General features: G+C 70.3%; 24 protein-coding genes. 10 read left to right on the top strand and 14 right to left on the bottom strand.

Annotated features, from left to right (window positions below; genetic code table 11):
- Positions 1-7 precede the first annotated feature (7 nt).
- The 4 genes from ACIBQX_RS33470 to ACIBQX_RS33455 are packed head-to-tail and all read right to left on the bottom strand — an operon-like array spanning position 8 to position 5,297.
- Positions 8-1,081: a type III PLP-dependent enzyme gene (locus ACIBQX_RS33470; protein ID WP_397011629.1), complete on the bottom strand. Its 1,074-nt coding sequence runs from the start codon at positions 1,079-1,081 to the stop codon at positions 8-10.
- Complete coding sequence (locus tag ACIBQX_RS33465; RefSeq protein WP_397011627.1) at positions 1,078-2,667, bottom strand: IucA/IucC family protein; 1,590 nt, start codon at positions 2,665-2,667, stop codon at positions 1,078-1,080. The genes ACIBQX_RS33470 and ACIBQX_RS33465 overlap by 4 nt, the downstream gene beginning before the upstream one ends.
- Entirely contained in the window at positions 2,668-4,164 is a 1,497-nt protein-coding gene (locus ACIBQX_RS33460; protein ID WP_397011625.1) for an IucA/IucC family protein, read from the bottom strand.
- Positions 4,161-5,297, bottom strand: coding sequence for an ATP-grasp domain-containing protein (locus ACIBQX_RS33455; protein ID WP_397011623.1), 1,137 nt, complete (start codon positions 5,295-5,297; stop codon positions 4,161-4,163). The genes ACIBQX_RS33460 and ACIBQX_RS33455 overlap by 4 nt, the downstream gene beginning before the upstream one ends.
- Before the next feature lie 145 nt (positions 5,298-5,442).
- Between ACIBQX_RS33455 and nudC the strand changes: the two genes are divergently transcribed.
- Positions 5,443-6,426 (top strand): NAD(+) diphosphatase, encoded by a 984-nt coding sequence (gene nudC / locus ACIBQX_RS33450; protein WP_397011621.1) that lies wholly within the window; start codon positions 5,443-5,445, stop codon positions 6,424-6,426.
- A 29-nt stretch (positions 6,427-6,455) separates the two neighbouring features.
- Here nudC and ACIBQX_RS33445 read toward each other — a convergent pair whose 3' ends face one another.
- Positions 6,456-6,710, bottom strand: a complete 255-nt coding sequence (locus tag ACIBQX_RS33445; protein WP_397011619.1) for a glutaredoxin family protein — start codon at positions 6,708-6,710, stop codon at positions 6,456-6,458.
- A 67-nt stretch (positions 6,711-6,777) separates the two neighbouring features.
- Positions 6,778-7,677 carry an alpha/beta hydrolase gene (locus ACIBQX_RS33440; protein ID WP_397011617.1) on the bottom strand — a complete coding sequence of 300 codons (900 nt, stop codon included), beginning with the start codon at positions 7,675-7,677 and terminating at the stop codon, positions 6,778-6,780.
- A 192-nt stretch (positions 7,678-7,869) separates the two neighbouring features.
- Between ACIBQX_RS33440 and ACIBQX_RS33435 the strand changes: the two genes are divergently transcribed.
- The 3 genes from ACIBQX_RS33435 (at position 7,870) to ACIBQX_RS33425 (ending at position 11,632) form a co-directional block, all read left to right on the top strand.
- Positions 7,870-9,924 (top strand): ATP-dependent DNA helicase UvrD2, encoded by a 2,055-nt coding sequence (locus ACIBQX_RS33435; protein WP_397012227.1) that lies wholly within the window; start codon positions 7,870-7,872, stop codon positions 9,922-9,924.
- Between the two features lie 65 nt (positions 9,925-9,989).
- Complete coding sequence (locus tag ACIBQX_RS33430; RefSeq protein WP_397011615.1) at positions 9,990-10,862, top strand: acyl-CoA thioesterase; 873 nt, start codon at positions 9,990-9,992, stop codon at positions 10,860-10,862.
- A gap of 500 nt (positions 10,863-11,362) precedes the next feature.
- Positions 11,363-11,632 carry a WhiB family transcriptional regulator gene (locus ACIBQX_RS33425; RefSeq protein ID WP_189141775.1) on the top strand — a complete coding sequence of 90 codons (270 nt, stop codon included), beginning with the start codon at positions 11,363-11,365 and terminating at the stop codon, positions 11,630-11,632.
- A 413-nt stretch (positions 11,633-12,045) separates the two neighbouring features.
- On the opposite strand, the gene ACIBQX_RS33420 is transcribed toward ACIBQX_RS33425, so the two are convergent.
- The gene (locus ACIBQX_RS33420; RefSeq protein WP_397011613.1) at positions 12,046-12,636 is read right to left on the bottom strand and encodes a hypothetical protein; all 591 of its coding nucleotides are present in this window, start codon (positions 12,634-12,636) and stop codon (positions 12,046-12,048) included.
- Between the two features lie 199 nt (positions 12,637-12,835).
- Positions 12,836-13,411, bottom strand: a complete 576-nt coding sequence (locus ACIBQX_RS33415; protein ID WP_397011611.1) for a chloramphenicol phosphotransferase CPT family protein — start codon at positions 13,409-13,411, stop codon at positions 12,836-12,838.
- A 92-nt stretch (positions 13,412-13,503) separates the two neighbouring features.
- Between ACIBQX_RS33415 and ACIBQX_RS33410 the strand changes: the two genes are divergently transcribed.
- A complete protein-coding gene (locus ACIBQX_RS33410; RefSeq protein ID WP_397011609.1) occupies positions 13,504-14,379 on the top strand; it encodes an ArsR family transcriptional regulator in 876 nt (291 codons plus the stop codon).
- Positions 14,376-14,762 carry a VOC family protein gene (locus ACIBQX_RS33405; RefSeq protein ID WP_397011607.1) on the top strand — a complete coding sequence of 129 codons (387 nt, stop codon included), beginning with the start codon at positions 14,376-14,378 and terminating at the stop codon, positions 14,760-14,762. Before ACIBQX_RS33410 ends, ACIBQX_RS33405 begins: the two co-directional genes overlap by 4 nt.
- 91 nt (positions 14,763-14,853) lie before the next feature.
- On the opposite strand, the gene ACIBQX_RS33400 is transcribed toward ACIBQX_RS33405, so the two are convergent.
- Complete coding sequence (locus ACIBQX_RS33400; protein WP_397011605.1) at positions 14,854-15,711, bottom strand: SDR family NAD(P)-dependent oxidoreductase; 858 nt, start codon at positions 15,709-15,711, stop codon at positions 14,854-14,856.
- Positions 15,712-15,766: 55 nt separating this feature from the next.
- Here ACIBQX_RS33400 and ACIBQX_RS33395 point away from each other — a divergent pair, with 55 nt between their 5' ends.
- Positions 15,767-16,363, top strand: a complete 597-nt coding sequence (locus ACIBQX_RS33395) for a TetR/AcrR family transcriptional regulator (RefSeq protein ID WP_397011603.1) — start codon at positions 15,767-15,769, stop codon at positions 16,361-16,363.
- Between the two features lie 785 nt (positions 16,364-17,148).
- On the opposite strand, the gene ACIBQX_RS33390 is transcribed toward ACIBQX_RS33395, so the two are convergent.
- Together ACIBQX_RS33390 and ACIBQX_RS33385 are read right to left on the bottom strand one after the other, a co-directional pair.
- Positions 17,149-18,483 (bottom strand): ABC1 kinase family protein, encoded by a 1,335-nt coding sequence (locus ACIBQX_RS33390; RefSeq protein WP_397011601.1) that lies wholly within the window; start codon positions 18,481-18,483, stop codon positions 17,149-17,151.
- 63 nt (positions 18,484-18,546) lie between these two features.
- On the bottom strand, positions 18,547-20,136 hold the full coding sequence (locus ACIBQX_RS33385; protein ID WP_397011599.1) for a ThiF family adenylyltransferase: 1,590 nt from the start codon (positions 20,134-20,136) through the stop codon (positions 18,547-18,549).
- Between the two features lie 115 nt (positions 20,137-20,251).
- On the opposite strand from ACIBQX_RS33385, the gene ACIBQX_RS33380 reads away from it, so the two are divergent.
- The 3 genes from ACIBQX_RS33380 (at position 20,252) to ACIBQX_RS33370 (ending at position 22,387) form a co-directional block, all read left to right on the top strand.
- On the top strand, positions 20,252-21,223 hold the full coding sequence (locus ACIBQX_RS33380; protein WP_397011597.1) for an enoyl-CoA hydratase/isomerase family protein: 972 nt from the start codon (positions 20,252-20,254) through the stop codon (positions 21,221-21,223).
- 67 nt (positions 21,224-21,290) lie between these two features.
- On the top strand, positions 21,291-21,806 hold the full coding sequence (locus ACIBQX_RS33375; protein ID WP_397011595.1) for a M48 family metallopeptidase: 516 nt from the start codon (positions 21,291-21,293) through the stop codon (positions 21,804-21,806).
- A complete protein-coding gene (locus ACIBQX_RS33370; protein ID WP_397011593.1) occupies positions 21,800-22,387 on the top strand; it encodes a hypothetical protein in 588 nt (195 codons plus the stop codon). The genes ACIBQX_RS33375 and ACIBQX_RS33370 overlap by 7 nt, the downstream gene beginning before the upstream one ends.
- On the opposite strand, the gene ACIBQX_RS33365 is transcribed toward ACIBQX_RS33370, so the two are convergent.
- Genes ACIBQX_RS33365 through ACIBQX_RS33355 form a run of 3 tightly spaced genes read right to left on the bottom strand, consistent with a single transcriptional unit; the run spans position 22,374 to position 25,225 of the window.
- Positions 22,374-23,375 (bottom strand): endonuclease/exonuclease/phosphatase family protein, encoded by a 1,002-nt coding sequence (locus ACIBQX_RS33365; protein WP_397011591.1) that lies wholly within the window; start codon positions 23,373-23,375, stop codon positions 22,374-22,376. The two genes, ACIBQX_RS33370 and ACIBQX_RS33365, sit on opposite strands and share 14 nt — an antisense overlap.
- Before the next feature lie 36 nt (positions 23,376-23,411).
- The gene (locus tag ACIBQX_RS33360; RefSeq protein ID WP_397011589.1) at positions 23,412-23,972 is read right to left on the bottom strand and encodes an NUDIX hydrolase; all 561 of its coding nucleotides are present in this window, start codon (positions 23,970-23,972) and stop codon (positions 23,412-23,414) included.
- Positions 23,969-25,225 carry a zinc-dependent metalloprotease gene (locus ACIBQX_RS33355; RefSeq protein WP_397011587.1) on the bottom strand — a complete coding sequence of 419 codons (1,257 nt, stop codon included), beginning with the start codon at positions 25,223-25,225 and terminating at the stop codon, positions 23,969-23,971. Before ACIBQX_RS33355 ends, ACIBQX_RS33360 begins: the two co-directional genes overlap by 4 nt.
- Positions 25,226-25,281: the final 56 nt, after the last annotated feature.

Genomic DNA, 25,281 nt, shown 5'->3' with positions numbered 1-25,281 from the left:
GAGCGGCTCACCCTCGCAGGTAGCGGAACTCCGGCCGGGGATGCATCAGGAAGTCGTGGTGCGAGATGTTCCAGGCGTAGGCCCCGGCCATCCCGAACACCACCGTGTCCCCCACCCGTACAGAAGTCACGATTTTTCGGGCGAAGACGTCTTTAGGGGTGCACAGCTGCCCGACGAGGGTGACCGGCTCGTCCACGACCCCCGGCCCGCCGCCCGTGGCCAGGACGGTGAAGGGCTGGTCGTGCCCCTTGGTCACCGGCGTCCGCAGGTGGTGGGTGCCGCCCAGCAGGATCGCGTACGCCTCGCCACGCACCCGCTTCACGTCCACGACCCGGGTGACGTAGTGGCCGCAGTAGGCGGTGAGCGCTCTGCCCGGTTCGATGCGCACCACCTGCCCCGCCCGGCGGACCTCCGACAGTCCCGTGCCGTAGCCGACCCAGTCGAACCTCTCGGCGGGCGCGGCGTAGGACACGGCCATGCCGCCGCCCAGGTTCACCTCCGGCTGGTCGGTGTCCAGCAGCGTCCCGGCCAGCCGGAGCAGCGCGGGCGCGTCCAGCCCGCTGGCCAGGTGGGTGTGCAGGCCGCGCAGCCTCACCCGGTCGGTGAACAGCGGCAGGCACTCCGCCACGCCCGTCTCGTCCATGCCGAACGGGCCGCTCATGGTGAGCGCGGCCCCCTCCACCGGCAGGTCCGGGTTGATCCGCAGCAGCACGTCGGCGCGCAGGCCGGTCGCGAGCAGGCGGCGCAGCTCGTACGGCGACTCCACGTGAATGCGGTGATGAGGCAGCCCCAGCTCCGCGTCCGTCTTGCCCGGACCGCCCAGGGCCAGCCGCCTGCCCGGCAGCAGGGCCGACACGTGCGCGTGCTCGCCGCCCGACGACACCTCGAAGCCGTCCACGTACCGGTCCAGCACGCGCAGCAGCTCGGCGTCCGGATTGGCCTTGACCGCGTAGTACAGCTCGACGTCCGGCAGCGCACGCCGTACCGCCGCCGCGTGCTCGTCCAGCGCGGGCAGGTCGTACAGATAGGCGGGGGCGGCGGGGAGCCGCAGGGCGGCCTCCTGGACCTCTGGGGCGATCATGCGAGCGGGTTCGCGATCGGGACGTATCCGGCGGACCGGTCGGCCGCCCTGGCCCAGCGCACGCTCAGGTTGGCCTTGGCCGGGAGCGGGGAGCCGGCCAGGAGGTCCGACAGCGGCAGCGGCCAGCCCAGTTCGCCGGCCTGCTGAACGAGGATCTCCCGGGCCGCCTTCCAGAGCTCGGGCAGGATCTCCTCCTCGAAGACCGCGCCCCCGCCGTGACCCGCCACGGTGGCGGCGATCTCGACCAGGTGGTTGACCAGCAGGCAGTAGACGACCCTCGCCCAGCCGCGCTCGGCGTCGTACGACACGGCCCGCGCCACCTGCGGAGCGAGGCCGGTCAGGTCGTGGCGGCCGGTGACGAGCTTGGCGCCCTCCAGGTCGCGGAAGACGGCCTCCACGGGCAGCCCGGTCGGGTCCAGGCCCACCAGGACGTTCTGCAGGTGCGGCTCCACGACCACGCCGTGGGTGAAGTAGAGCTCCAGCACCGGCCGCGCCACCGCCGAGACGTAGGCGGTCCACCACGCGAGCGGATCGCGGCTCAGCGCCTCGGGCCGGGGCGTCCCGGCGGCGAGGGCTCCGGCCAGGATCGGGGTCACGCCGGGGGAGCCGCCCGTCCACGGCCCGGTTCTGACGATCACGCCGAGGCCCTCCAGCAGGCGTGTCCCGAGGCGGGCCGAGCGGTAGCCGGGCTCGGGCAGCCACCGCGTCCCCGGATGTTTTCGGGAAATGTCAGCGAATATCGGGGTGAGGCGGCGGGTCAGCTCCACCGCCCCGGCCAGCTCGTACCAGGCGTTCTTCCGCACACAGTTGGTGATCCGCACATCCAGGCTGAACTTCAGGCACACCCCGGCATCCGGCGCGTACACGGTCCGCACCGACGAGGTCGGCATCACGACGGGCCCCGGCCCCAGATCCACCAGCTCGCTCCCCAGGGCGGGCCGCAGCAGGTCGAGCTGCCACGGATGCGCGGGCAGCAGCCGGTGACCGGCGGGCGCCTCCCCCAGCGCGTCGAGCGCCGTCACGTCGCCCTCCTGCGCCACCGCGTCCGCCCGCACCCCCAGCAGCCGCAGCGGGAAGCTCGCGTGCGCCTCGGGCGCGTACCGCAGCCACCCCCGCCCGCCCCGCGCCTTCGGGCTCGGGTGGAACGGGTGCCCGTACACCAGCGCCTGCTCCGAGGCCAGCCATGGATCGGCCGGCGGCACGGCGGCGGCCCTGGCCCGCAGGATCGCCGCCATGGCCGTACGGCTCGCCGCCACCTGCCCGGCGAACTCCTCGTTGTGGCCAGGCCCCGCCCCACGCCCCAGATCCGCCTGTGCCAGCCGTACCAGCTCATCCGTCGTCAGCGGGTGCCAGGCGCCCGCTTCCAGGCGCTCGGGACGCCCCTCGAAGCGCAGCGCGGCGCCGCCGCGCGTGCGCGCCCGCAGCAGCGCGCCGCCCACCCGCAGCAGAAGGTACGGCGGAGCGGGCCAGACCAGGCCGCGCGGCCCGGCGACCTCCCGGACGCAGCAGCGCAGCAGTGCCGCGAGCGTCGCCTCCTCGGCTTCCTCGGCCTCCTCGGCGGGCGAGGTGCGGGCCAGACCGTGCATTCAAGCTCTCCTCAGGTAGTTGGGCCCGCTGGTGCCGTAGAACTTGTTCACGTCCGCCGCGCCGGTCCGCTCCTTGGCCACCAGCGTCCCGGCGGTGACCATGGACTTGCCGGTGAGCCGGGCGGCGTCGAGCGTCCTGGCCCGCAGGAGCCTGGCCATCGGGTCGTCGCCGTAGCCGTCGAGCGCCTCGGCCAGTGTGTCGCGCAGCAGCGCGGAGGCGCGGGCGTGCGGCAGCGCCCCGAACGCGATGGCGGCGCACGCCAGGTGCAGCGTGATGGTCACGAACACGTCGGCCAGGGCGTGCGGGTCGTCGGTCAGCATCCGCGCATCGGCGAACTCCGGCACCTCGACCCCGGCCGCCGCCAGCCTGGCGGGGGAGGCCAGCAGCCCGTCGTTGTCCTTGACCAGCAGCTTCATCCCCTCGCCCGTGAAGACCAGGGACAGGTTCTGCTGGTGTGCCTCCAGCGCGACGCCGTACTCGACGAACAGCCGTACGTTCCAGCGCAGCAGGAGGCGCAGATAGGCGGGCAGCACGTCGCCCAGCTCGGCCAGGACGCCCGGGATGGCCAGCGCCGCGACGGGCACCACCTTCCCGGCGGGGAGCCTGCGCACCATCCAGGCGAGGTACTCGTGCCCGGCGTGCGCGTAGGTCTGCTCGTCGGCGATCAGCACGTCGGAGTCGGCGAGCCCGCGCAGCAGCAGCTCCGCCCGCGCGCCGTCGCGCAGGGTGCCGGCCTTGATCGAGCGCCGGTTGCGCAGGCCGAGTGTGCTGGTGGGGAGCGGCAGCTTGAGATGCGTGCGGGCGTCCAGCTCCACGGTCCGCATCGACAGGGTGGGCCGTACGGTGACGCGCGGCTCCTCCAGCAGCCGCACGCCGTCGATCCCGCGCACCTCGTCCACGGTCAGCGGATGCACCGGGAAGAGCACCTCGCCGTCCGGCTGCTCCCGCCCCCGCACGTCGGCGGGCAGCGCGGGCGCCGAGCCCGGCTCCAGCATCCGGCCCAGCATCCGGCGCTGCACCGCCGCCCAGCGCAGCTCGAACGCGGGCGCGAACTCCGGCGCGTACGCCAGCAGATCGGCCTCTGACAACCCCGGCCGGGCCCGTGAGGTCGGATAGACCGGATGGTCGGCGAAGGCCGCCAGCGACTCGTAGGAGGGCTTCCTGGCCAGGACGTCGGGCAGGTGCGCGTCGTGCAGCTCCAGTGCGGCCAGCGCGGCCACGCACTCCTCGAAGAACGCCGCCACGCCCGCCGCGTCCTGCGGGTCGGCGAGCTCCGTCAGCGTCTCCAGCACCTGCTCCAGCCCGAGCTGCTGACCGGGCGCCACCACGAAGTCCTGGAACGGCGCGCCGGTCGCCAGCCGCACCAGCCGCCCGTCCGCCAGTGTCAGCCCGACGCCGCTCCTGCTCCGGCCCACCCGGGACGACAGCCTGCCGTAGTCCTCGCGCAGCAGGGCGTTGAGCACCCGCGCGGCCAGGTACGCCTCCCTGGACCTCATCCGACGACCCACGGCCGGGTGGCGCGGTAGTCGAGCACGGCCGCGTCCACCCGGGCCCGGTCCGGCCCGACGGCCCTGATCACGCCCAGGTAGTCGCGGTTGGTGTGCGTCTGCTCCACCCGGTCGCCGACCCGGCGCAGCGGCCGGTGCCAGAGCCTGACGCCGTCCCGGGTGAGCTCCTCCGGCCCGGGGGCCGAGGTGATGGTGCCGGACCGGCCGGCGACCAGGCTGACCGCGCTGCCGTGTCGGTCGACCGAGGGGACCCGCGGCGCGCGCTCGCCGAGATGGACGCGCAGGATCCACTCGAACAGCGGCACGCCGAGCAGGTCGGCGAGCAGGAAGTCGCAGTGGTCGCCGATCACCCGGTAGTTGACCTCGACGATCCTCGGCCCGCGCGCGGTGCGTACGTACTCGGTGTGGCAGGCGCCGAAGCCCGCCCCGATGGCCCGCAGCGCGGCCAGGACGTGCTCGTGCGGCCCGTCCGGCGCCCAGTCCAGCCGCTCCTCGACGAAGTGCGGCAGCGGCCCCAGCGTGGTCTCGAACCCGCCGAGCACCTGGATCGTCTCACCGTCGCCGAGGGTCTCCAGCGTGCGCAGCGGGCCTTCCAGATACTCCTCCACGACCAGCGACTCGCCGGGCCGCCGCTGGCGGACCGATCGGACCGCTCCGGCCAGGCCGGACTCCACGAACAGCACGTCCTCGCTGGCCACCCCCTCCCGGGGCTTGACCACGAGCGGGTAGGGCAGCCCTTCCGGCACCGGATCCTCGGGCCGCAGCCGGACGGAGAGGACCCGCTCGATCCCCGCCTCCGCGAGCCTGCGGCGGGTCAGGAACTTGTTCTTGGCCGTCAGGCAGGCCCGCCAGTCCTTGCCGGGCAGCCCGAAGTAGGCGGCGGCCATGGCGGTCTCCACCTGGAGATGATCGGAGTTGGAGAACAGGGCGTCGGGCCTGCCGAGGTGCTCGATCGCGTCGATCAGGGCGCGCGGGTCGCGCACGTCGCAGGCGACGGCGTCGGGATGCCGCTCCGGCCGGTCGGTGAGTATCGTCACCTCGCACCCCAGCGCGCGGGCGGCGGGCAGGAATCCGCCGGTCACCGAGTCGGTCGCTTTGAGCGCGGTCAGGTAGAGCCGCAACGCGAGGCACCCCCGAAGATCAGGTAAGGCTAACCTAACCCACAAGATCCTAGCCCCTCGAAGATCCTCCCGAAGCCGGGGATTCGTAATCGGAGGACAACCCCGAGGTCATAGGATGACATGGGATTTGAGAAGGGTGGGGGCCGTGGAAACCGCGGAAGAGCAACTCATCGGACCGCTGCTCCTCGCACGCGGCACCATCGACAGATCGGCGACGCTGAGGGCCGACGAGGCCTGGTTGGAACGTGCCTGGGCGGATCCGGCGACCCGGGTGCTCGTCGTCGACAACGGCCGCACCCTCGTCCGGCGCAGCGGCGACGAGGTCCACGCCGTGCTCCTCACCACCATCGATGCCCCGCCCGGCGAGCGCTACCTTCTGGGCGTCGCCGACGGCGTCGCCTACTTCGCGGTGGCCGCGCCGCTGCCCGGCATGCCCAACGGCGAGGTCGGCGGCGAGGTCAACGGCCGCCTCTCCAGCGTCATGAGCCTGCGCGACGCCCCCGACGGCCAGGCGGTCCCCGCCGGGCTGCGGCAGGCGGGCGCCCTGCTCGGCGACCGCGACGCCGGCCTGCTGGTCTACGCGGTCGCGCTCGAAGCCTGGCACACCACCCACGACTTCTGCCCGCGCTGCGGCACCCGCACCGAGGTGCGGGCGGGCGGCCACATCCGGGTCTGCCCACAGGACTCCAGCCAGCACTTCCCCCGGGTCGACCCCGCGGTGATCATGCTGATCCGTGACGCCGACGACCGCTGCCTGCTCGCCCGCGGCCCGCAGTGGCCCGAAGGCCGCCTGTCGATCCTGGCCGGCTTCGTGGAGCCCGGCGAGTCCCTGGAGGGCGCCGTCATCCGCGAGGTGGCCGAGGAGGTCGGCATCGCCGTCGCCAACCCGCGCTATCTCGGCAGCCAGCCCTGGCCGTTCCCGCGCAGCCTCATGCTCGGGTTCTTCGCCGAAGCCCTCACCACCGACCTGACGCCCGACGCCGAGGAGATCGCCGAAGCCCGCTGGTTCTCCCGCGAGGAGCTGGCCGAGGCCCTGGCGTCCGGAGAGGTACGTCTCCCGCCCGCGGTCTCCATCGCCCGCCGCCTCATCGAGACGTGGTACGGCAGGCCTCTTGAGGGTGACTGGTGAGCCCCCGCGTGAGGCGGGGGCTCTGACCGTCAGACCGTTTCCGTTTCCAGGAGGGCCTTCACCTCGCGGGCCGACGGGTTGGTGCGGACCACGCGCCCCTTGGCGGTCTCGATCACCACGGTCGGCACGACCTGGTTGCCGTTGTTGACGCTCATCACGAACGCGGCCGCATCGGCATCGCGCTCGATGTCGATCTCGTTGAACCGGATGCCTTCTCGGGTCAGCTGGGACTTCAGCCGCTTACAGGGGCCGCACCATGTGGTGCTGTAGACCGTGAGCGCCATGTCAGGATTCCCTCCAAGGTCAGGAACAGGCGATCCGTGCAACAACCCCGGGAGCCCGGGTAATCCCTCACCCGATGCGCTCGGTGATCCACTTCTGTACGCGCTCGGCCACGCTCACGTTACGGTGCAGCCCGGAGGCGTGCGCCGTGCCCGGCACGGTCACGACCTGCACCGGCACACCCGCCTTGGCGAGCGTCTGCTTCAGCAGCATGCTCTGCACCGGAGGCACGAACTCGAACTGCGAGTGCACGGTCAGCATCGGCGCGTCCTTGGCGCTGGCGTGCCAGGCGACCTCCATGCTGGCCCAGACCCGCGAGCACTTGCCCTTGGGCGCGCAGCCGCCGGCCAGCTGGATCGCCGCCTTGCGGAGGCGCGCCGCGTAGGGGTCGGCGGCCGTGGCGCCGTCGGTGTAGGCGCGCAGCGGAGAGATGATCGGCGACAGGCCCACGACGCCCTTGAGCCCCGGCATGCCGTTGCCGTAGGTGCCCACGGCCGCGGCGATGTGGCCGCCCGCGGAGAAGCCGGTCACCACGAAGTTGCCCGCGTCGAACGCCCACCTGTCGGCGTGCCGCTTGGCCGTGGCGATGGCGTCCAGCGCGTCGGCGCGCTGGGCGGGCCAGGCCGCCTCGGTGGAGAGCCGGTAGTTGAGGTTGAAGACCGTGTAGCCGCGGTCGGCGTACGTCCGAGTGATCTCGGTCATCTGCTTCTTGTCGCCGCTGGACCACCAGCCGCCGTGGACGATGAAGATCCCCGGGCGCTTCTGGCCGTCGGGCGTCCACCAGACGTCCATCTGCTGATGACGGTGCTTGCCATAGGAGACGGTCTCGGAGGCCAGGCCGCCCATTCCGTCCAGATCGGTCACGGAGGTCGTCGGCGTCGGACCCGGCACGGGGTCCGTGGACGCCGCCGTGGTCGCCGCTGCGGTCGCGGGCGCGAGCGCGACACACGCGAGCGCTATCGCGCTCAAGGAAACCGCTGTTCGCACGGCCTTCCTTCCTCCTCCATGCTCAGGGACGGCCCCATTGTGATGGAAGAGACGAGCTCTTTGCACCTTGTTGCCTGGGAGTTGCCTGGGCGTTACCTGCAACGGGCGAATGCCGCAGGTTGTCAGAATGGAGCCTGGACCGCCACCGGCTGGGAGGATGGACAGGTGAACAGCGTGGATGACGTGCTGTCCGGCCTCGATCCGGAGCAGCGTGAGGTGGCAGAGACCCTGCGTGGGCCCGTCTGCGTGCTCGCCGGCGCCGGCACGGGAAAGACCAGGGCGATCACGCACCGCATCGCTCATGCCGTGCGCAGCGGAGTGGTCGACGCACGCAGCGTGCTCGCAGTGACATTCACCACACGGGCGGCGGGCGAGCTGCGGCAGCGGCTGCACGCGCTGGGGGCGCCCGGGGTGCAGGCGCGCACCTTCCACGCCGCCGCGCTGCGGCAGCTCACCTACTTCTGGCCCCGGGTGATCGGCGGCGCGGCGCCGTCGGTGATCGAGTCCAAGCTCCCGGTGCTGGTGGAAGCCTGCCGCCAGATCCGGAAAAATCCGGATCGGTCCGAGCTGCGGGACATCGCGGCCGAAGTCGAGTGGGCCAAGGTCACCCAGGTCGGCCCGGAGGACTACGTCGCGGCGGCGGCCAAGCACCACCGCACCTCCCCCGTCCCGGCCGAGGAGGTGGCCCGCCTCTACGAGTCCTACGAGCGGATCAGGCGCGAGCGCCACCTGGTCGACTTCGAGACCATCCTGGAGCTCACCGCCGCGGTGATGACCGAGCACCAGGAGGTGGCGGGGCAGATCCGCCAGCAGTATCGCTACTTCGTCGTCGACGAGTACCAAGACGTCAACCCGCTGCAGAAGCTCCTGCTCGACACCTGGCTCGGCGGTCGCAAGGACGTGTGCGTGGTCGGCGACCCCAACCAGACGATCTACTCCTTCACCGGCGCCACCCCCCGCTATCTGACCAACTTCGCCGTCGAGCACCCTGACGCCGCGGTCATCAAGCTGGTCCGCGACTACCGCTCCACGCCGCAGGTGGTCGACCTGGCCAACCTGGTCATCGCCAAAGGGCGGTCGCCGCACCGCGTGGAGCTGATCGCGCAGCGACCCGAAGGCCCCCGGCCGGCCTTCGCCGACTACGACGACGAGCCCGCCGAGGCCGCCGGAGTCGCCCGCGCCATCCGCAAGCTGATCGACCAGGGCGTGCCGTCCCGCGAGATCGCCGTGCTCTTCCGCACCAACTCCCAGTCGGAGGCCTACGAGCAGGCCCTGTCCAAGGCCGGCCTCCCGTACGTCCTGCGCGGCGCGGAGCGCTTCTTCGAGCGTCCGGAGGTGCGGCAGGCGATCGTGCTGCTGCGCGGCGCGGCCCGCTCCGCCGCCGGCGAGCCGCTGGCCGCCGAGGTCCACCACATCCTGGCGGGCGTCGGCCTGACGCCGTCACCGCCCGGCGGCGGCAAGGCGCGCGAGAAGTGGGAGTCGCTCAAGGCCCTGGCGGACCTCGCCGAGGACCTGGCCGCCACCGGCGCGGACCTCCAGGCGTTCGTCGCCGAGCTCGAACGCCGCGCCGCCGAGCAGCACGCGCCCCCGATCGAGGGGGTCACCCTGGCCTCCCTGCACGCCGCCAAGGGCCTGGAGTGGGACGCGGTCTTCCTCGTCGGCCTGACCGACGGCATGATCCCCATCATCTACGCCGAGACCCCGGAGCAGATCGAGGAGGAGCGCCGCCTGCTCTACGTCGGCATCACCCGGGCCCGCGAGCACCTGTCCCTGTCCTGGGCGCTGTCGCGCGCCCCCGGAGGCCGTAAGAGCCGCCGCCCGTCCCGCTTCCTCGACGGCCTCACCGGCCGCGCGCCCGCCTCCTCACGCGCGGCGGCCTCCTCACACGCGCCCGCCCGCGAACGCCGCCCGGTCGCGGCCCCGGTGAGCTGCCGCGTCTGCGCCAAGTCCCTGACCACGGCGCCGGAGCAGAAGCTCGGCCGCTGCTCCACCTGTCCGGCCGAGTACGACGAGGCCCTGCTGGAGAGCCTGAAGGTCTGGCGCGCGGCCACCGCCAAGGAGGCGAAGCTGCCGCCGTACGTCGTGTTCACCGACGTGACGCTGCAGGCCATCGCGGAGCGCGCGCCCACCACCGAGCAGGAGCTGCTGTCCATCGCCGGCATCGGCCGCGTCAAGCTCGACCGCTACGGCGAGGCGGTCCTCGGCCTCTGCCGTACCGCCTCTCCATGAGTCCCGCTGTGATGGCACCATGATGACGGGCGGAATTCCGGACACCGCCGATGCGAGGGGGATCTGTGAACGAGGCGCTGAAGGAGCTCCTCGACCTGCTCGACCTTGAGCAGCTCGAACTGGACATGTTCCGGGGGCGCAGCCCGGAGGAGCGCATCCAGCGCGTCTTCGGCGGGCAGGTCGCCGCGCAGGCGCTGGTCGCGGCCGGTCGCACCGTGGACTCCGACCGGCACGTGCACTCCCTGCACGCCTACTTCATCCGCCCCGGCGACCCTTCGGTGCCGATCGTCTACAACGTCGAACGCGTGCGCGACGGCAGGTCGTTCACCACGCGCCGGGTCAAGGCCATCCAGCACGGCAAGACCATCTTCACGATGTCCGCGTCGTTCCACGTCCTGGAGGACGGCGTGGCGCACCAGGCGGCGGTGAAGCCCGACGTGCCGGACGCCGAGTCGCTGCCCGCGTACCAGGAGCGGATGTCGAAGCTGCTGGGCACCCATCCGGAGCTGCGCGAGTGGGCCTCCCGCCCGCGCCCGGTGGACTCCCGGTACGCCTCCCCGCTGACCTGGGAGGCGTACGCCGACCCGGCGCTGCGCAGCGCCGAGACCAACGTCTGGTTCCGCTACGACGCCGACCTGCCGGACGATCCGCTGCTGCACGTGGTGCTGGCCGCCTACGCCTCCGACTTCACCCTGGTCGACACGATCTTGCTGGCGCACGGCATGGCCTGGGGCGCCTCCAACGTCATGGGCGCCTCCCTGGATCACGCCATGTGGTTCCACCGGCCGTTCCGGGCCGACGACTGGCTGCTGTACGCCCAGGAGTCCCCCTGGTCAGGGGCGGCGAGAGGGCTCGCGCGGGGCGAGATGTTCACCGCTTCGGGCGAACTGGTGGTGTCGGTGGTGCAGGAGGCCATGATCCGTGTGACAAAGTCGTAAAATCGCAGGTAGAAAATATGTTGCCCAGTTCCCGGATCCCGGTTTAGGGTCTTGGACAAGCGAGTCGGGCATTCAGCCCGACGATCCCAGAGTGGAGGTGAGCCCCGGTGATCAGCATGAACATGACGGCCACGCAGTGGCTCGCTTCCGCATGCCGTGACTCGGTGAGGCTCGTCCATGGGCCGGCCAAGCTGCGGCGGGAGCAGTCTGCCCGACGTCAGGACTCCGCTTTCTACGCGCGTGCCCACTACGGTGCGGCCGCCCTGATCGCTCCTGCCCTCGTCGCAGGCGCCGAAGTGCCGACCCCGCAGTTCACCAAGGGTGGAATGTGCGGTCCGCAACCCTGGAGGGATGCGCCGGTCATAACCTGACCGGCACATAGCAGCCCCCAGGCCGCGGATCCGCACACAGGATCCGCGGCCTCTTTGTTTGTCCGTGATCCCCGAACACCCCCGAGGTGCCAGAACAAGCTCAAAAAGACCGATCGAAGGAGAAAGCAGATGGGGGCGAAGACGATCATGGACCTGATCGACGAAGCCGAGATCCCCTGCCGTACCGACCCTGACCTGTGGTTCGCTGAGTCACCGGAGGACGTCGAGTTCGCCAAGGCGCTCTGTGGCGGCTGCCCGATCCAGAAGGCCTGCCTGGCCCGCGCGCTCGAGCGCGAGGAGCCTTGGGGCGTCTGGGGTGGCGAGCTCATCCTCCGCGGGACCGTCGTTCCCCGTAAGCGTCCGCGCGGCCGTCCGCGCAAGCACCCGGTCGCTGCCTGAACCAAAGCCAGTTCCACCACCGACTTCCGACAGAAAGAAGACAGGCAATGAGCATCCCGACGAGTCACGTCTCGCTTCCGTCTCTCTACCATGAATTGGTAAACGACCGAATACAAACGCTCCATCAAGAGGCGCGGGAGCAAGGCCTGGTCGCGCGCATCAGCCGCATCCAGCGGGCTGAGCGCCGGGTCCAGCGGGCGAACGAGCGCCTCAGCCGGGCCCTGAGCATGGAGGGCTGATCCGGGAGATCCTGCCGCCGGCGCAGGATCTCCCGGATCCTCCGACATCAGCTTGGTGACCATCGATCGCCCCGCGGGGAACACGACCTGTTCCCCGCGGGGCGGTGTCGTTTCCGGGCCGGGGTCGTTTTCGCGGCGGTTCCTTTTCCGGCGCTTCTTTTCCGGCGTCGGCCGTCAGTGCGCGACGGCTCCGGAAGCGGCGGCCACGCGCGGTTCGTCCTCGGCCGACCACAGACGGGTGGCCAACCAGGCGATCCCCACCGCTGCAACGACCAGGCCGATGAGATAGACCGGCAGCGGGACCGCGTTGCGCAGCGAGCCGGGGATCATCCCCACGGCGTAGAGCGCCACACCCAGCGGAGGCAGCAGGCCGGTCCTGATGGCCGCCGCGCTGAACATCAGCACCCCCGTCACCAGTACGACCGAAGTGACGAGGAAGGCCATGCCCGTGGTCCCCGCGAGGAGTCCGGTTATCGTGGCGGCGTCGAGTGACGGGAAAACGAAGTGCAGCGCGTACTCGATGGCGAACGCTCCGGCGAGGCCGGCCGCGTTGAGCAGGTATCCGATCAGGCCGACGTTGCCCGCACCGCCCCTGACGAGCAGGTACAGGCCGGTGATCGCGAACAGTCCCGTCAGCGCCCCGAACGGGGCGATGGCATGCGTGAGAGCCGTTTCGGGGACGATCCCCGCGCGACGGAGCACGTTCACGATCAGAATCACAGCACAGACATGGGCGGCCACGGCGGCCATCCGGTAGAGACGCATGTACGGCCTTCCTCTCTGGTGATTACGCCGTAAGCATGCGCGCTCAGGGGCCGCCCGCTCAGACCTGGCGAGCTGTCGTAAGCACCCCGAAAGAACTCAACAGGACATGCCACAGGAAGTCGCGGTCGTGTGGTGAACAGGACCGGGCCGGAGGCGGTTCGTTCCGGGCGATCATTCGCGAATGCCTCCGGAAGGCGCGTTACGTCAGTGCCCGTCGCCGGCCTCGCTCTCGCCAGGCCGTGAGCACCGCGTCGGCGGCGTCCGTCGTCCGCGTGGTGTCGACCTCGTAGTCGTACGGCCCGAAGGTGTGAATGCCGTCCTTTTCGACATGCGCCCGGCCTTCGCCGATACGCCGATCACCGCGGGCCCGTTCCCTGCGGTCGAGCTCGTCGAGGTCGCAGTGCACACCCACCAGGAAGACATCGAACCCGGCCAGTAACTCGGCGAGCAGCACGCGCCAGGCCGGGAACTCGATGATGTGCTCCACGATCAGGTCGTTCCCCGCTCCGGCCAGCGCGGGCAGGCAGCGATGGAACCCGTGGAAGAAGCGCGGGCGCATCTCCGGCCACCAGGCGAACGGCCCGTCACGATCACGACGCTCCGGCAACATCCCGGCCGCCACGAACTGATCGGACGACACGTACAGGAACGGCTCGTCCAGACGCCGCTGCAGTGACCTGGCGAGCGTGGACTTGCCCGAGCTGGAGGCGCCGTTGAGCATGATGATCCGCCCCGGGCCTCGATCCGGCGGCTGCGGCTCGATCGGAAGACTCATGCCTCCTTGTATGGCAGATTCGCCGCCGATCGGCTTGCCACATACGGCACGTCCATTGATTCCATCAAATTGATTTGATGTATTCTGCTGACATGGTCACCACGGGTCAGACGCCACCGGCGTTCGTGCGGCTGGCCGCCCACCCACTGCGGTGGCGGCTGCTGACCGAGCTGGCCGCGAGCGACTACCGCGTCCGCGAGCTGGTCCACCTGCTCGGCCAGCCGCAGAACCTGATCTCCTACCACCTGCGGCTGCTCCGCGGCGGCGGCCTGGTCACCGCCCACAGGAGCAGCTTCGACGCCCGTGACACCTACTACCATCTGGACCTGGAGCGCTGCGCGCAGGCGCTGACCGCCGCCGGCCTCGCCCTGCACCCGGCGCTGCGCGCCGACCCCGCCCCGCCACCGTCCACGACCGCCGAGCTCCAGCCCCGCGTGCTGTTCATGTGCACGGGCAACAGCGCCCGCTCGCCGATCGCCGAAGCCCTGCTGCGCCACCGCACCGGCGGCCACGTACGGGTGACCAGCGCCGGCAGTCACCCCAAACCGCGCATCCACCCCCAAGCTGTACGAGTCCTACGCGAGCACTACGGCATCGACCTGGCCGGCCAGCGGCCACGCCACCTGGACACGGTGACCCACCACCGGTTCGATCACCTGATCAGCCTGTGCGACAAGGTCCGCGAGGTCCGCGCTGAATTCGCCGGCCACCCGCGCCAAATCCACTGGAGCATCCCCGACCCGGCCACCACCAGCGACATCGGCTCAGTCATCACCCGCGACAACGATCAGGATGCGACCAGCGAGGCCGAGTCGGCCGCCATGAGTGACACCGAGTCGGCCGCCACCAGCGACATCGACCACGCGAGCTACTCCGCCTTCAGAGAAACGGCAGCGGAGATCGACACCCGCATCCGCTACCTGCTGCCCGTCCTCGCCCAAGCCACAAGTCTGGAGATCGAGCCATGACAACAACACCCGACGATCTCGCCAGCGTCCGCTACATCGTCGACGACGTGGCCGCCGCCGTCCACTTCTACACCACCCACCTCGGCTTCACCCTGCGCACCCACCCGGCCCCCGCCTTCGCCGACGTGGTCCGCGGCCCGTTGCGCCTGCTCCTGTCCGGCCCCGCGAGCTCCGGCGCCCGCGCCACGCCCGACGACTCGACCGCGCCAGGCCGCAACCGCATCCACCTCATCGTCGACGACCTCGACATCGAGATCGCCCGCCTCCGCGCCGCCGGACTGTCCTTCCGCGGCGACGTCATCGCCGGTCCCGGCGGCAAGCAGATCCTCCTCGCCGACCCAGCCGGCAACCTCATCGAACTCTTCGAAGCCGCTTCACGCTGAGCCGCCCTGAGCATCCTCAGCTTGAGGCCGGATGTCAGGTGGGCCAAGGAGGGTGGCCGGCGATTCACGTACCGGCACAACCCCAGAGCTGCTAGGGCAAGCCGGACTGGGCCATGGCGCGGATGGTTTCCTCGAACCGCCGTACCTCGTTCAGGTCCACGGCGAGATCGATGATCTTCCCCTTCTTCCAGGCCGTGAGCGGCTCGGCCGGCGGCTGGTCGATGAGCGCGGCGATCGGCCGCACCGCCTTGGCCACCGGTTGGGCGAATACCGCCGATGCCACCCGTACGAGACTGCGCAGCGGCTGACCGAAGGGCTCGTGCAGCCCTGTCGCGACGAACACCGGGTTGTACAGCACGTACTTCGTACGCTCAGAGGCGTAGGCCGCCCCGAGCAGTTCGCTGGCCCTGGCGCCCTGCATGGTCGCGGCGACCGCCCGGTACCTGTCCTTGAACTGAAGATCGTCCCAGCGAATCAGACCGCCCTTACCAGCTCCGCCCTTACCAGCTCCGCGCTTACCAGGTCCGCCCTTTCCCGCTCCGCCCTGCCCAGCGCCGCACAGATTGATGATCACCGGTGCCGCCGCCTTCTCCAACGGGCCGCGCAGCCCCTCGGCCAGGAGCCAGCGGTTGAGCACGTAGAGGGCGAAGGTGTGCTCGAAACCCTCCTCGGTCTCCACCCGTGTCGGGTTGAACCGGAACGCGGCGAGCACCAGCGCGTCGACCACGGGGTGCTCGGTGCGGAGCCGTTCCACCAAATCACTGCTCTGGCGAAGGGAACTGAGGTCAGCCCGGATGAAACGAACCCCCGGCACCTCCTCGCGCAGGCGCCGCCCACCATCCTCGCTGCTGCCCACGGCCACGACCTGATCACCTCGTTGGGCGTAGTGACGGGCCAAGGCCCTGCCGATGCCGTTCGTACCTCCCGTGATCACGATGGTGCGGGTCATAGATTGAGGCCCTCCTCAACTTGAAGTGCTCCTCAAGTTAGCTAAGCTTGCGGCCATGCGCAAGGACGCCCTGCAGAACCGCGAGCGCCTCCTGCAAGCGGCCCGGCAGCTGTTCGCGGACCGGGGGCTCGACGTGCCTCTCGAAGAGGTCGCACGCACGGCCGGGGTGAGCATCGGGACCCTCTACAACCGCTTCCCCACAAGGGACACCCTGGTGGAAGCAGTCTTCGCGGACCGAGTGGCGACCGTGGCCGAGCTCGCTGAGCAGGCGCTGGCGACGGCCGACGCCTGGGAGGGCTTCGTCGCGTTCCTGACCGGCGTGTGCGAACTACAGGCCGCGGACCTCGGCTACAACGACCTCGCCGCACGGACAACGGCAGCCGACGGCGATCGCGGGCACGCCCTGATGCGGGAGATCCTCAACCGAGCCCAACGATCCGGAGATTTGCGACCCGACATCACCCTCGCCGACATGGCCTTCGTAATCTGGGCCATGGCGGCGACCATCAGAGCCACCCACAAGGTGGCACCCGGCGCCTGGCGACGCCACCTGGCCCTGACCCTGGACGGCCTACGCACAGCAGCAGCCCAACCCCTCCCAACCCCACCCATCCCCACCGCACAAATCCGCGCCGCGATGCGTGAGTGCTGACCTCTCCCGCCTCCTGTCATCTCCACCGCGCAGGCGCCTGCCGCGATGCGTGAGTGCTGGCCTTTCCCGGCACTTCTCAACCTGCGACAGAGCCACCGTGACCCGCCGCTGGCGGATTTTCGTGTACGCCGTCCCACGGCGGGCGTCGTCTTCGTGTACGCACTTCTAACCGGCAAGAAGGTCTCCGGTTGGCGGTGGCTTCTTCGACGCCTGAAGTGGTCGACCAGACAGTACTTGGCCATTGATTCGAGGCCCTCAGGTCACCTGCCGTGGTGCAACGGTCAGTGCCGACCCGGACGGCGACCTCCTCGTCGCGCCAATTCGCGGATGGGCCGATCTCGTGCTGCCCCGAGGAGGTGTTGGCCGGGACCACTGGTCGACGGCTTGCTCGGCGGTCGAGTCAACTCACAGGGCGTCCGGTGCGCCTGCCGAGAGGCCGGGCAGGCCATGTGTATGCACTACCCCTCCGCCCTGATGGAGGCCTGCGCTTTGGGCACCTGGAAGGGGATTCTGAACTGGTCTTCACGGGCTGCATCGGCTCGATTCCACGCTTGTCGCCGAGCTCGAAGCTTCATCCTCCAAGGCTATGATCACGGTGGGCACCGGGAGGTTCAAAAGACACGGACTACGGGAGGGCGAAAGCTCTCGCCCACGGGGAACACGGGGAAGGAAGCTCGCGCCCAATAGCTCGCGCCCAATAGGGGGAAGCTTCTCGCCTCATGGGGAGGGAACCGCCTTGTGGGAGCGGGAAGCTTTCGGTTCAACGGGTGGGCGAGAGCGTTGTTTCAAGGGACGGCGAGGGCTTCGTCGTTAGGGTCGTCGATGAAGCCGGGGACCCAGCGGACGGCCTCGTCACGGAAGCGGGCAGTGGTGCCGAGCTGGCATAGAACGCCGACGCCGGCCGCGTGTACACGGTGAATGAGGACGTAGGAGGCCGGCAGATTGAGCTGGCGTACGACGTTGGTGGGGCGGAGGTCGGTGACGCTGGCCGCCTGGGCTCGAAGCCATTCGCGGCTGAAAGTGAACTCCTCGACGGCTGTCGGCTCGACGTAGGGCGCGAGGAAGGCGCGCAGGGCATCGGGGTCGATCTCTATGCCGGGGCGGATGAAGCCTTCCTCACGCAGCCCGTTCACGACGGTGTCCATGTCGCCTTGGTTGAAGATGCGGGTCAGCTGGCCGAAGACCGTGGGGTAGCCGCCGGGCATGCGGTTGACGGCGCCGAAGTCGAGGATGCCGAGCTTGCCGTTGGGCAGTATGCGGAAATTGCCCGGGTGCGGGTCGGCGTGCAGCATGCCGACGCGGGCGGGGGAGCAGAACAGGAACCGGACGAACAGCAGGCCGGCGTGGTCCCGCTCCTCCTTGGTGCCGTCCGTGATGACGCGCGACAGTGGGGTGCCGTCCATCCACTCGCTGACCAGGATCATCTCGTTGGCGGCGATCACGTCGGGGACGTGGAAGTCGGGGTCGTTGTGGAATTCGAGGGCGAAGGCGTGCTGAGCCTCGGCCTCGCGCAGGTAGTCGAGCTCCTCGGCCACCCGGTCGCGCAGCTCGGCCAGCACCGCCTTGATGTCGAGACCGGGAAGCAGCGCGCCGAACATCTTGCCCAGGCGAGCCAGCTGGGCGAAGTCACCGAGCAGGGCCTTGCCGGCCCCTGGGTACTGAATCTTGACCGCGACCTGCCGGCCGTCGTGCCACACGGCCTGGTGCACCTGGCCGATCGAGGCGGCCGCGGTCGGCTGGTCGTCGAAGGAGAGGAAGTTGTCGCGCCAGTCGTCGCCGAGCTGCTCAGTGAGCACTTTGTGAACGGTGGCGGCGGGCAACGGGGGTGCGGCGTCCTGAAGCTTGGTGAGGGTCGCGCGGTAAGGGCCGACGATCTCCTGTGGCAGGGCGGCCTCGAAGATGGACAGGGCCTGGCCGAGCTTCATCGCCCCGCCCTTGAGCTCGCCGAGGACCTTGAAGATCTGCTCGGCGGTGCGCTGCTGGATCTCCTCCGCGACGATCTCCGCGGACTTGCCGCCGATGCGCTTGCCGAGCCCCATGGCGGTGCGACCGGCGAAACCGAGTGGAAGGGCGGCCAACTTGGCGGAGCGCGTGACTGCTCGGCGTGGAAGATCGCTCACACTGATGCGCGGAATCCCAAACGGGATGCCACTTCCCCCCTTCATGGTCGATACCTGAGCACGTCAATCGCAGGTAGCTGACATGACCATTGTGCGCGGATATGGGTTGTTTCGCGTACAACGACATTGCGGATGCATGACCCACGATCGCCGTTCCCAGTGCCAATCAGGGAAGACATCCATTGTGCCGTTGGTCACAACCGCGTCCCGGCCCTCAAGGTGGGCGAGCGCGTGACCGGCCGCCGCGGCCGCCACCAGGCTTGCGAGGACCGCATCGCAGGCGATTTCGCCCGGCGGATAACCGCCGAGGCGTGCGGTGACGATCGGCCAGGCTGGGTCGCGGTCGCGACGAGCCAAGTCTAGGCAATGCAAACATGCGGTCTGACCAGGCAGGACTAGGGGCCCCACGCAACCGTGACCCTCGAAGGCCGCCACGAGAAGGTGCGGGATGCCCAGGGCGATGAGCTCGTTGACGAGCACACGGTCGAGCGGCCGCACCGGCGTAAGGATCACGAGATCGGGCCGCTGGGTCTTGTCACTCAGATACGGCCCACCGGCCTGCACGTCCACGGTCGGCGCCCGACGATCCGCACCCCTGGTGAAGGAGGACGCGCAGCCGGGCTCGGCGTCCGTCATGAGGCTCTGACGGTTCCCGCCCCCGTTCGGGCTGCGTGCGCTGCTGGGCTTCGCCCTCGTGGTTGGGGTTTGATGACGGTTCGTGGCTCCGTTGGTGGTGGATGTGTGGCCGGGTTCGGTGGCCGTGATGGGGCTTAGACGGTTCGTGGCGCCGTCGGTGGTGAGCGCGCGGCCGGGCTCGGCGTCTGTGGTTGGGTTCTGACGGTTCATGCCGGAGTTGGTGGTGGGTGGCCGGCGGAGCTTTGCCTCCTGGGTGGGGCCTTGACGGTCGTTGCCGCTGGAGGCGCTGGGTCCGGCTTCCGTGGGCGGATGATGTCCGTTCGCGCTGCTGTCCGAGCGCGACACGGGGCCGGGCTTGGCGTAAGCGGTCCGGGCGTTGGCCGAAGAGGGCGCGCTTGGGGAGCTTGGTGTGCGGCCATCAGGTTGCTCTGGTGAGGGAGGGGTGGTGGCTCTGCGGGCTAGTGCCACCGTGCCGTCCTGGCGGCTGAGGCCGAACTCGGACCAGGTCAGGCCGCCGGGAGCAAGGTCCTCCGGGCGGGTCGGCTCGGGATCGATCACCCGGATCGTCCCCACGCCGGCTGCGGCCAGCAGGGCGACGACCTGGGCACCCACCCGGCCGGCGCCGTAGACGCGCACGTGCGCCTCTCTCCTGCGCCGCATCGTCTCCCGGCCACCGTCGGGGGTGGAGGAGGCCAGGTCCAGGGCCTCCAGGTCGGGTCTGAGGCGGTCGAGCTCCGCCAACGGGAGTGGGAACGGCGGGGCCGAGGCGTCGTGCAGCACGCCTTGCTCGATGAGCCGGTCGAGCAGGGATCGGGCGCTGGGCTCGTCCAGCCCAGCCGCCACGGCCTCGCGCAGCACGTGGGCGAGGTCACGGGTGCCGTCGAGAGTGTCGATCCACTGGCGGATCGGCCGAGTCAGGCCGGTCAGCATGAGCGCCCGCTGAGGATGCAGGCCGATCTGCAGGGTGTGCTCGTCGCGGTCGACGCACCGGAGGGCGGGTTTCACACGTGGCCTCATGGCCCGAAGATTCGCACGAGCCTTCAAGATCCCGAGTCGCTTTTCGCGCCCCTGTGGATAACTTCCGCCGACACCTGACCGCCTGTGGATGACCATCCGCCCCGGAGCCCTGCGGATGACCACCCGCCCGTGCCAGCTCTGTGACCACTCGCCCGAAAACGAGCGAAAAAACGACGCCCACCATGGCACGGCCGTGGACGCAGAGCCGGCGGCGAGGGCCCCGCCGATGGCGTCGATCGCGCCGATCGCGCCGACGGCGTGCGCAGTCCGGCTCCTCAGCACCCCGCCAGCTACGCTTCCCCGCATGAACGATCTTCTCGTCGACCGCCAGGACGACGGCGTCGTCCTGATCACCCTCAACCGCCCCGACGTCCGCAACGCCATGACCGACGGCATGACCGACGCCTGGCAACACACCATGACCGCCCTGGCCAGAGATCGAGACGTCCGCTGCGTGGTGGTCACCGGCGCCGGCACCGCCTTCTGCGCGGGCGGGGACCTGTCGTGGCTGGGGGAGCGGGGCGTGGAGCCGGTCGACCGGCTGCGCGACAGGATGCTCGCCTTCTACCGCTCCTGGCTCTCCATCACCGACCTGGAGGTGCCCACGATCGCCGCGGTGAACGGCGCCGCCGTGGGTGCGGGCCTGTGCGTGGCGCTGGCGTGCGACCTCGTGTACGCCGCCGACGACGCGAAGCTGCTGGCTCCGTTCACGGCACTGGGCCTGCACCCGGGGATGGCCGCCACCTACCTGCTGCCGAGGCGGGCGGGGACCGGCCTGGCGAGGGAGATGCTCCTGACCGGCCGCATACTCCTCGGCGCCGAAGCTGCCGATAAAGGCCTAGTAAACCGATCTTTCCCGAAAAATGACCTTATGTCGGAGGTGTTGGCTATCGCCAGAACAGTGGCCGGCAACGCCCCCATTGCCACCAAACTAACGAAAGTCGCACTCAATGAGGATCATCCACACCTGGAAGCCGCGCTCAGATGGGAGTCCCTGGCCCAGCCGGTGACCATGACATCCGCGGACATGATCGAGGGCCTGGCGGCGCATCGGGAAAGCCGTGTTCCCAAATTCACCGGCTCTTAATCATCTGACCAGCAGAAACAGCGTCCACCCTCTGTGGAATTCGGCCAGTCTCGGCTAACGTGCATATGTGCCCCCCGAGACAGTCGAGGTCCGACGTAGCTCTCGTCGCCGGCGCACGGTCTCCGCATACCGTGACGGCGACAAGACGATTGTGCTCCTGCCCGCCTGGCTGAGCGGCGAGGACGCGGATGAATGGGTGAGCCGGATGCTCGATCGGCTAGCGGCGAAAGAACGCCGACGGCGGCCGACGGACGAAGCGCTCCTCGAGCGGGCCAAGGAGCTGTCGATGAAGTATCTCGACGGCAGAGCCGACCCCGTGAGCGTCCGCTGGGTCGACAACCAGCGGCATCGATGGGGCTCCTGCACTCCGGAGAGCGGCACGATCAGGATCTCGACCCGCCTCAAGGGCCTGCCCGAATGGGTCATCAACTACGTCATCATCCACGAGCTCGTCCACCTGCTGGTGCCGAGCCACGGCCCCCGTTTCTGGGCGCTGGTCGAACAGTATCCCAAGGCAGAGCGGGCGCGCGGGTTCCTCGAAGGATTCTCCGTCGCGGCGCAGACGGCACCGGAGGAATGTTGACGCGCGTCGTCGCGGTCCTGGTACGACAGAGCATGGCGAAGTCCGCCCCCCGTGGCGTCGACGCGCGGCTGTGGCTGGAGGCGGTGGCCGAGGACACCTACGAGATGGTCTCCGGCCTGGAGCTGGTGACACCCGTCCTGGTGACGAGCGTCCCCGGCCTGGACGAGATCGTCTGGCCCGGCACCGAGGTGATCTCCATCGCCGAGGACGAGTCGCTCCGGAGCATCCTCGACCGGCTCGGCGGCGATCAGGCGGCGGTGATCGCCGGCGACGCGCCGGATCTGCCGCCGTTGCTGGTCGGCAAGCTGTTCCGGGAGCTGGGCCGGGCGCGGATCACGGTCAGTCCGGCCGAGCGCGGCGGGGCCGTCGCGCTGGCCTGCGGCCTGCCCGCACCCGACTGGGCGGACCCTGATCTGGACGACCCGGACCTGGTGGCGACGTTGCGCGCGCAGGCTCCCGGCCCGCGGATGGTGGCGACCACGCCGGGCTGGCACCGCCTGCGCACCCCGGACGACGTCGAGCGCCTGGACCCCGGCCTCGAAGGCTGGGACAACACGCGGGCCCTGCTCACGGCACGGTGAGCTCCGCGAACACCGCCCGATGATCGGTGCCGGGCACGTCGTGCACGCTGACCGCCTTGACTCCCACCCGGTGGTCGACCAGCACATGGTCGATGGTGATGATCGGCGGGATCCGCTTGTTCGCCGGCCAGGTGGGGATCAGCCCCGCGCCGACCTGGGCGGCGGCGTTCTTGTAGCCGCGATCGAGCAGGCGGCGCAACGCCGCGTGATCGAGTGAGGCGTTGAAGTCGCCGGCCAGAATGCGCACGACGTCGGCGGAGGCACTGGGGAACGACTCCAACGACTGGTTCCACTCGTGCACCTGGGGGCCGAGCGGCGGGAACGGGTGCACGTCGATGAACTCGATCGGCCGCGCGCCGGGCAGTGAGAGCCTCGCGGCGGGCGTGTTGTGGCTCGCGGAGCGCGCCGGCACACCGGCGATCGGCTCCAGCGGATGCCTGGAGAACAACCCGCTCCCGCCCGCGCTCCATTCGGCCTGGACCACGCGGTGCGGCATCAGATCACGCAGGCCGGCCTGGTCCAGCTGCTCCACAGCCGAGGGGGTCAGCTCCTGGGTGTTGAGCACGTCGGCGTCGAACTCGTGCACCATCTTCATGATCGCCTGGGCATCGGCCTGCCCGAACAGCATGTTGATGCTCAGCACCTTGAACGGCCTGCCAGGAGTGGCCTCGGCCGTGCCGAAGGCCCTGGGCAGCACGCTGAACCCGAGCGCGGTGGTGGTGAGCAGGGCGATCGCGGCGGCGGCGCGCCTGCGCCCCAGCGCGGCGATGAGCAGGGGGATCAGCGAGCCCGCCGCGGCGTACGGTGTGGCGGTCATGAGCTGGGTGGGGATCGACCCGCGCTCCAGCCCCGCGAGCCTGGCGACGGCCCAGGCCGCGAACGGCGTCACGGCGAGCCAGGTCAGGGTGGCGCGGGCGCGCCCGCTGCGCTTGCGGCGGACAGGGGTGACGATCGTGCCGCCGACGGGACTGTCCGCCGAAACCTCCACATGCCCCCCTTTGGAACGATGCGACTCTGGCGGACTCTAGCCAAGCGCGCGTGAGCGCGAGGTAAGAGCGGCCTGCCCACGTGCGGCCAGGCGGCGGGTCGCCTCGTCGGAGAGCTCCGGGATCTCCTCGACCGGGAACCAGCGCAGATCGAGCGATTCATCGCTGATCACGGCCTCCGCGCCCGCGGGGGCCACGGCGGCGTACTCGACGTCGAAATGCCGGCTGTCCGGCGGATGGCACCAGACCAGGTGCTTGTCGAGCGCCAGCGGGCCAGGCAGTAACTCCAGGTGCGGGATCCCGGACTCCTCCACGGCCTCGCGGAGCGCGACTTCCGCCAGCGTGCGGTCGCCCGGCTCGCAGTGGCCTCCCATGGGCAGCCACATGCCGGCCTTGGGATGCAGCGTGAGCAGGACCCGCGCGCCGTCGTGCGACAGCACCGCCGTCGTCGCCGTCAGATGGCCGGGAACGCACTGGCGCAGCATGGCGTCGTCGTGCGCCGCCAGATGCCGCAGGAACTCCGTGCGCAGCACCTCCTCCTCGGCCGTCGGCGCCGTCCACGCGGTGAGCACGCCCACCGCGTCGTCGTGCAGGCTCAACTCTGGTCGCCCTCGTCGTCGGGCTTGCGGTCGAGCTGCGAGATGTCCCAGGCCGCCTCGCCGCGCACGAACGCGTCGGGGTCGTCCAGGTCGTCGGCGTGCGGCATCAGGTCGGGGTGACCCCACAGCGCGTCGCGCCCGTCGACACCGCGCTCCTGCTTCAGCGCCTGCCACAGCGCCGCCGCCTCCCGCAGCCTGCGCGGACGCAGCTCCAGGCCGACGAGCGTGCCGAAGGTCAGCTCGGCCGGACCGCCCGTCGCGCGACGACGTCGTACGGTCTCCGCCAGCGCGACGGCGGAGGGCAGCTTGCCGGCGGCGGCCTCGTCGACCACCGTCGCCACCCAGCCCTCGACCAGCGCGAGCATGGTCTCCAGGCGAGCCAGGGCGGCCTTCTGCCGCTCGGTCTCCTCGGGCTTGAGCAGGGCGCCCCCGCTGAGCGCCTCCTGGAGCGCCTCCGGGTTGTTGATGTCGAGGCCGCGGATCTGCTCCTCCAGCGCGGAGGTGTCGACCGTGATGCCCCTGGCATACTCCTCGACGGCGCCGAGCAGGTGCCCGCGCAGCCACGGAACGTGCTGGAACAGCCGGTGGTGCGCCGCCTCGCGCAGCGCCAGATAGAGCCTGATCTCGTCGGCCGGGTGCTCCAGCCCCTGGCTGAAGGAGGCGACACCGCCGGGCAGCAGCGCGGCGGTGTCCGACAGCGGCAGCCCGATGTCGGTCGTGCCGATCACCTCGCGGGCCAGCGAGCCGAGGGCCTGGCCGATCTGCTGGCCGACCATCATGCCGCCCATCTGCTTCAGCATGCCCATCAGCGGCCCGGCCATCTGCTGCGCCTCAGGCGGCAGGTTGGAGCCGCCGAGCGCGCCGCCCATGGTCTCGACCATGCGCTCGGCGATCGGCTCGGCCAGCTTGCGCCACACCGGGATCGTGTTCTCGATCCACTCGGAGCGGCTCCACGCCTGTGGGCCGGACACGCCGCTGGGCAGCGCGGTGGCCTCGTTGAGCCACAGGTCGGCCAGCTGGAGGGCGTCGACGATCTGGCGTCGCTCACCCTCCATGACGCTGGGATCGCCCTCTGCGACCACGGCGTGGCGGGCGATGTTCTTGGCCATGTCCCAGTTGACAGGGCCGGAACCCTGCGGCGCCGACAGCATGTCGGCGAACTGGCGCATCGCCTGAGCCATCTGCTCAGGGTCGCCGAACATGGCGAACGGGTTCTCGTTGGGGTCGTTTTCGCGACCTGGCAGGTCAGTCACCGCTCTACCTCGTGCAGGATGGAGGAGTCCACATCCGCCACGTTAGTCGTCCTACG

Origin of the sequence: Nonomuraea sp. NPDC049714, from assembly GCF_044465295.1 — a bacterium.
Lineage (GTDB): Bacteria > Actinomycetota > Actinomycetes > Streptosporangiales > Streptosporangiaceae > Nonomuraea.
The sequence above is the reverse complement of the archived record's forward strand: the minus strand, read 5'-3'. Positions and strand labels throughout refer to the sequence as shown.

What these genes read in the sequence shown, in the direction of transcription:
- ACIBQX_RS33470 (WP_397011629.1), bottom strand. Translation starts at nt 1,081, where the DNA reads ATGATCGCCCCAGAGGTCCAGGAGGCCGCCCTGCGGCTCCCCGCCGCC.
- ACIBQX_RS33465 (WP_397011627.1), bottom strand. Translation starts at nt 2,667, where the DNA reads ATGCACGGTCTGGCCCGCACCTCGCCCGCCGAGGAGGCCGAGGAAGCC.
- ACIBQX_RS33460 (WP_397011625.1), bottom strand. Translation starts at nt 4,164, where the DNA reads ATGAGGTCCAGGGAGGCGTACCTGGCCGCGCGGGTGCTCAACGCCCTG.
- ACIBQX_RS33445 (WP_397011619.1), bottom strand. Translation starts at nt 6,710, where the DNA reads ATGGCGCTCACGGTCTACAGCACCACATGGTGCGGCCCCTGTAAGCGG.
- ACIBQX_RS33425 (WP_189141775.1), top strand. Translation starts at nt 11,363, where the DNA reads ATGGGGGCGAAGACGATCATGGACCTGATCGACGAAGCCGAGATCCCC.
- ACIBQX_RS33420 (WP_397011613.1), bottom strand. Translation starts at nt 12,636, where the DNA reads ATGCGTCTCTACCGGATGGCCGCCGTGGCCGCCCATGTCTGTGCTGTG.
- ACIBQX_RS33415 (WP_397011611.1), bottom strand. Translation starts at nt 13,411, where the DNA reads ATGAGTCTTCCGATCGAGCCGCAGCCGCCGGATCGAGGCCCGGGGCGG.
- ACIBQX_RS33410 (WP_397011609.1), top strand. Translation starts at nt 13,504, where the DNA reads ATGGTCACCACGGGTCAGACGCCACCGGCGTTCGTGCGGCTGGCCGCC.
- ACIBQX_RS33405 (WP_397011607.1), top strand. Translation starts at nt 14,376, where the DNA reads ATGACAACAACACCCGACGATCTCGCCAGCGTCCGCTACATCGTCGAC.
- ACIBQX_RS33400 (WP_397011605.1), bottom strand. Translation starts at nt 15,711, where the DNA reads ATGACCCGCACCATCGTGATCACGGGAGGTACGAACGGCATCGGCAGG.
- ACIBQX_RS33395 (WP_397011603.1), top strand. Translation starts at nt 15,767, where the DNA reads ATGCGCAAGGACGCCCTGCAGAACCGCGAGCGCCTCCTGCAAGCGGCC.
- ACIBQX_RS33385 (WP_397011599.1), bottom strand. Translation starts at nt 20,136, where the DNA reads ATGAGGCCACGTGTGAAACCCGCCCTCCGGTGCGTCGACCGCGACGAG.
- ACIBQX_RS33380 (WP_397011597.1), top strand. Translation starts at nt 20,252, where the DNA reads ATGACCACCCGCCCGTGCCAGCTCTGTGACCACTCGCCCGAAAACGAG.
- ACIBQX_RS33370 (WP_397011593.1), top strand. Translation starts at nt 21,800, where the DNA reads ATGTTGACGCGCGTCGTCGCGGTCCTGGTACGACAGAGCATGGCGAAG.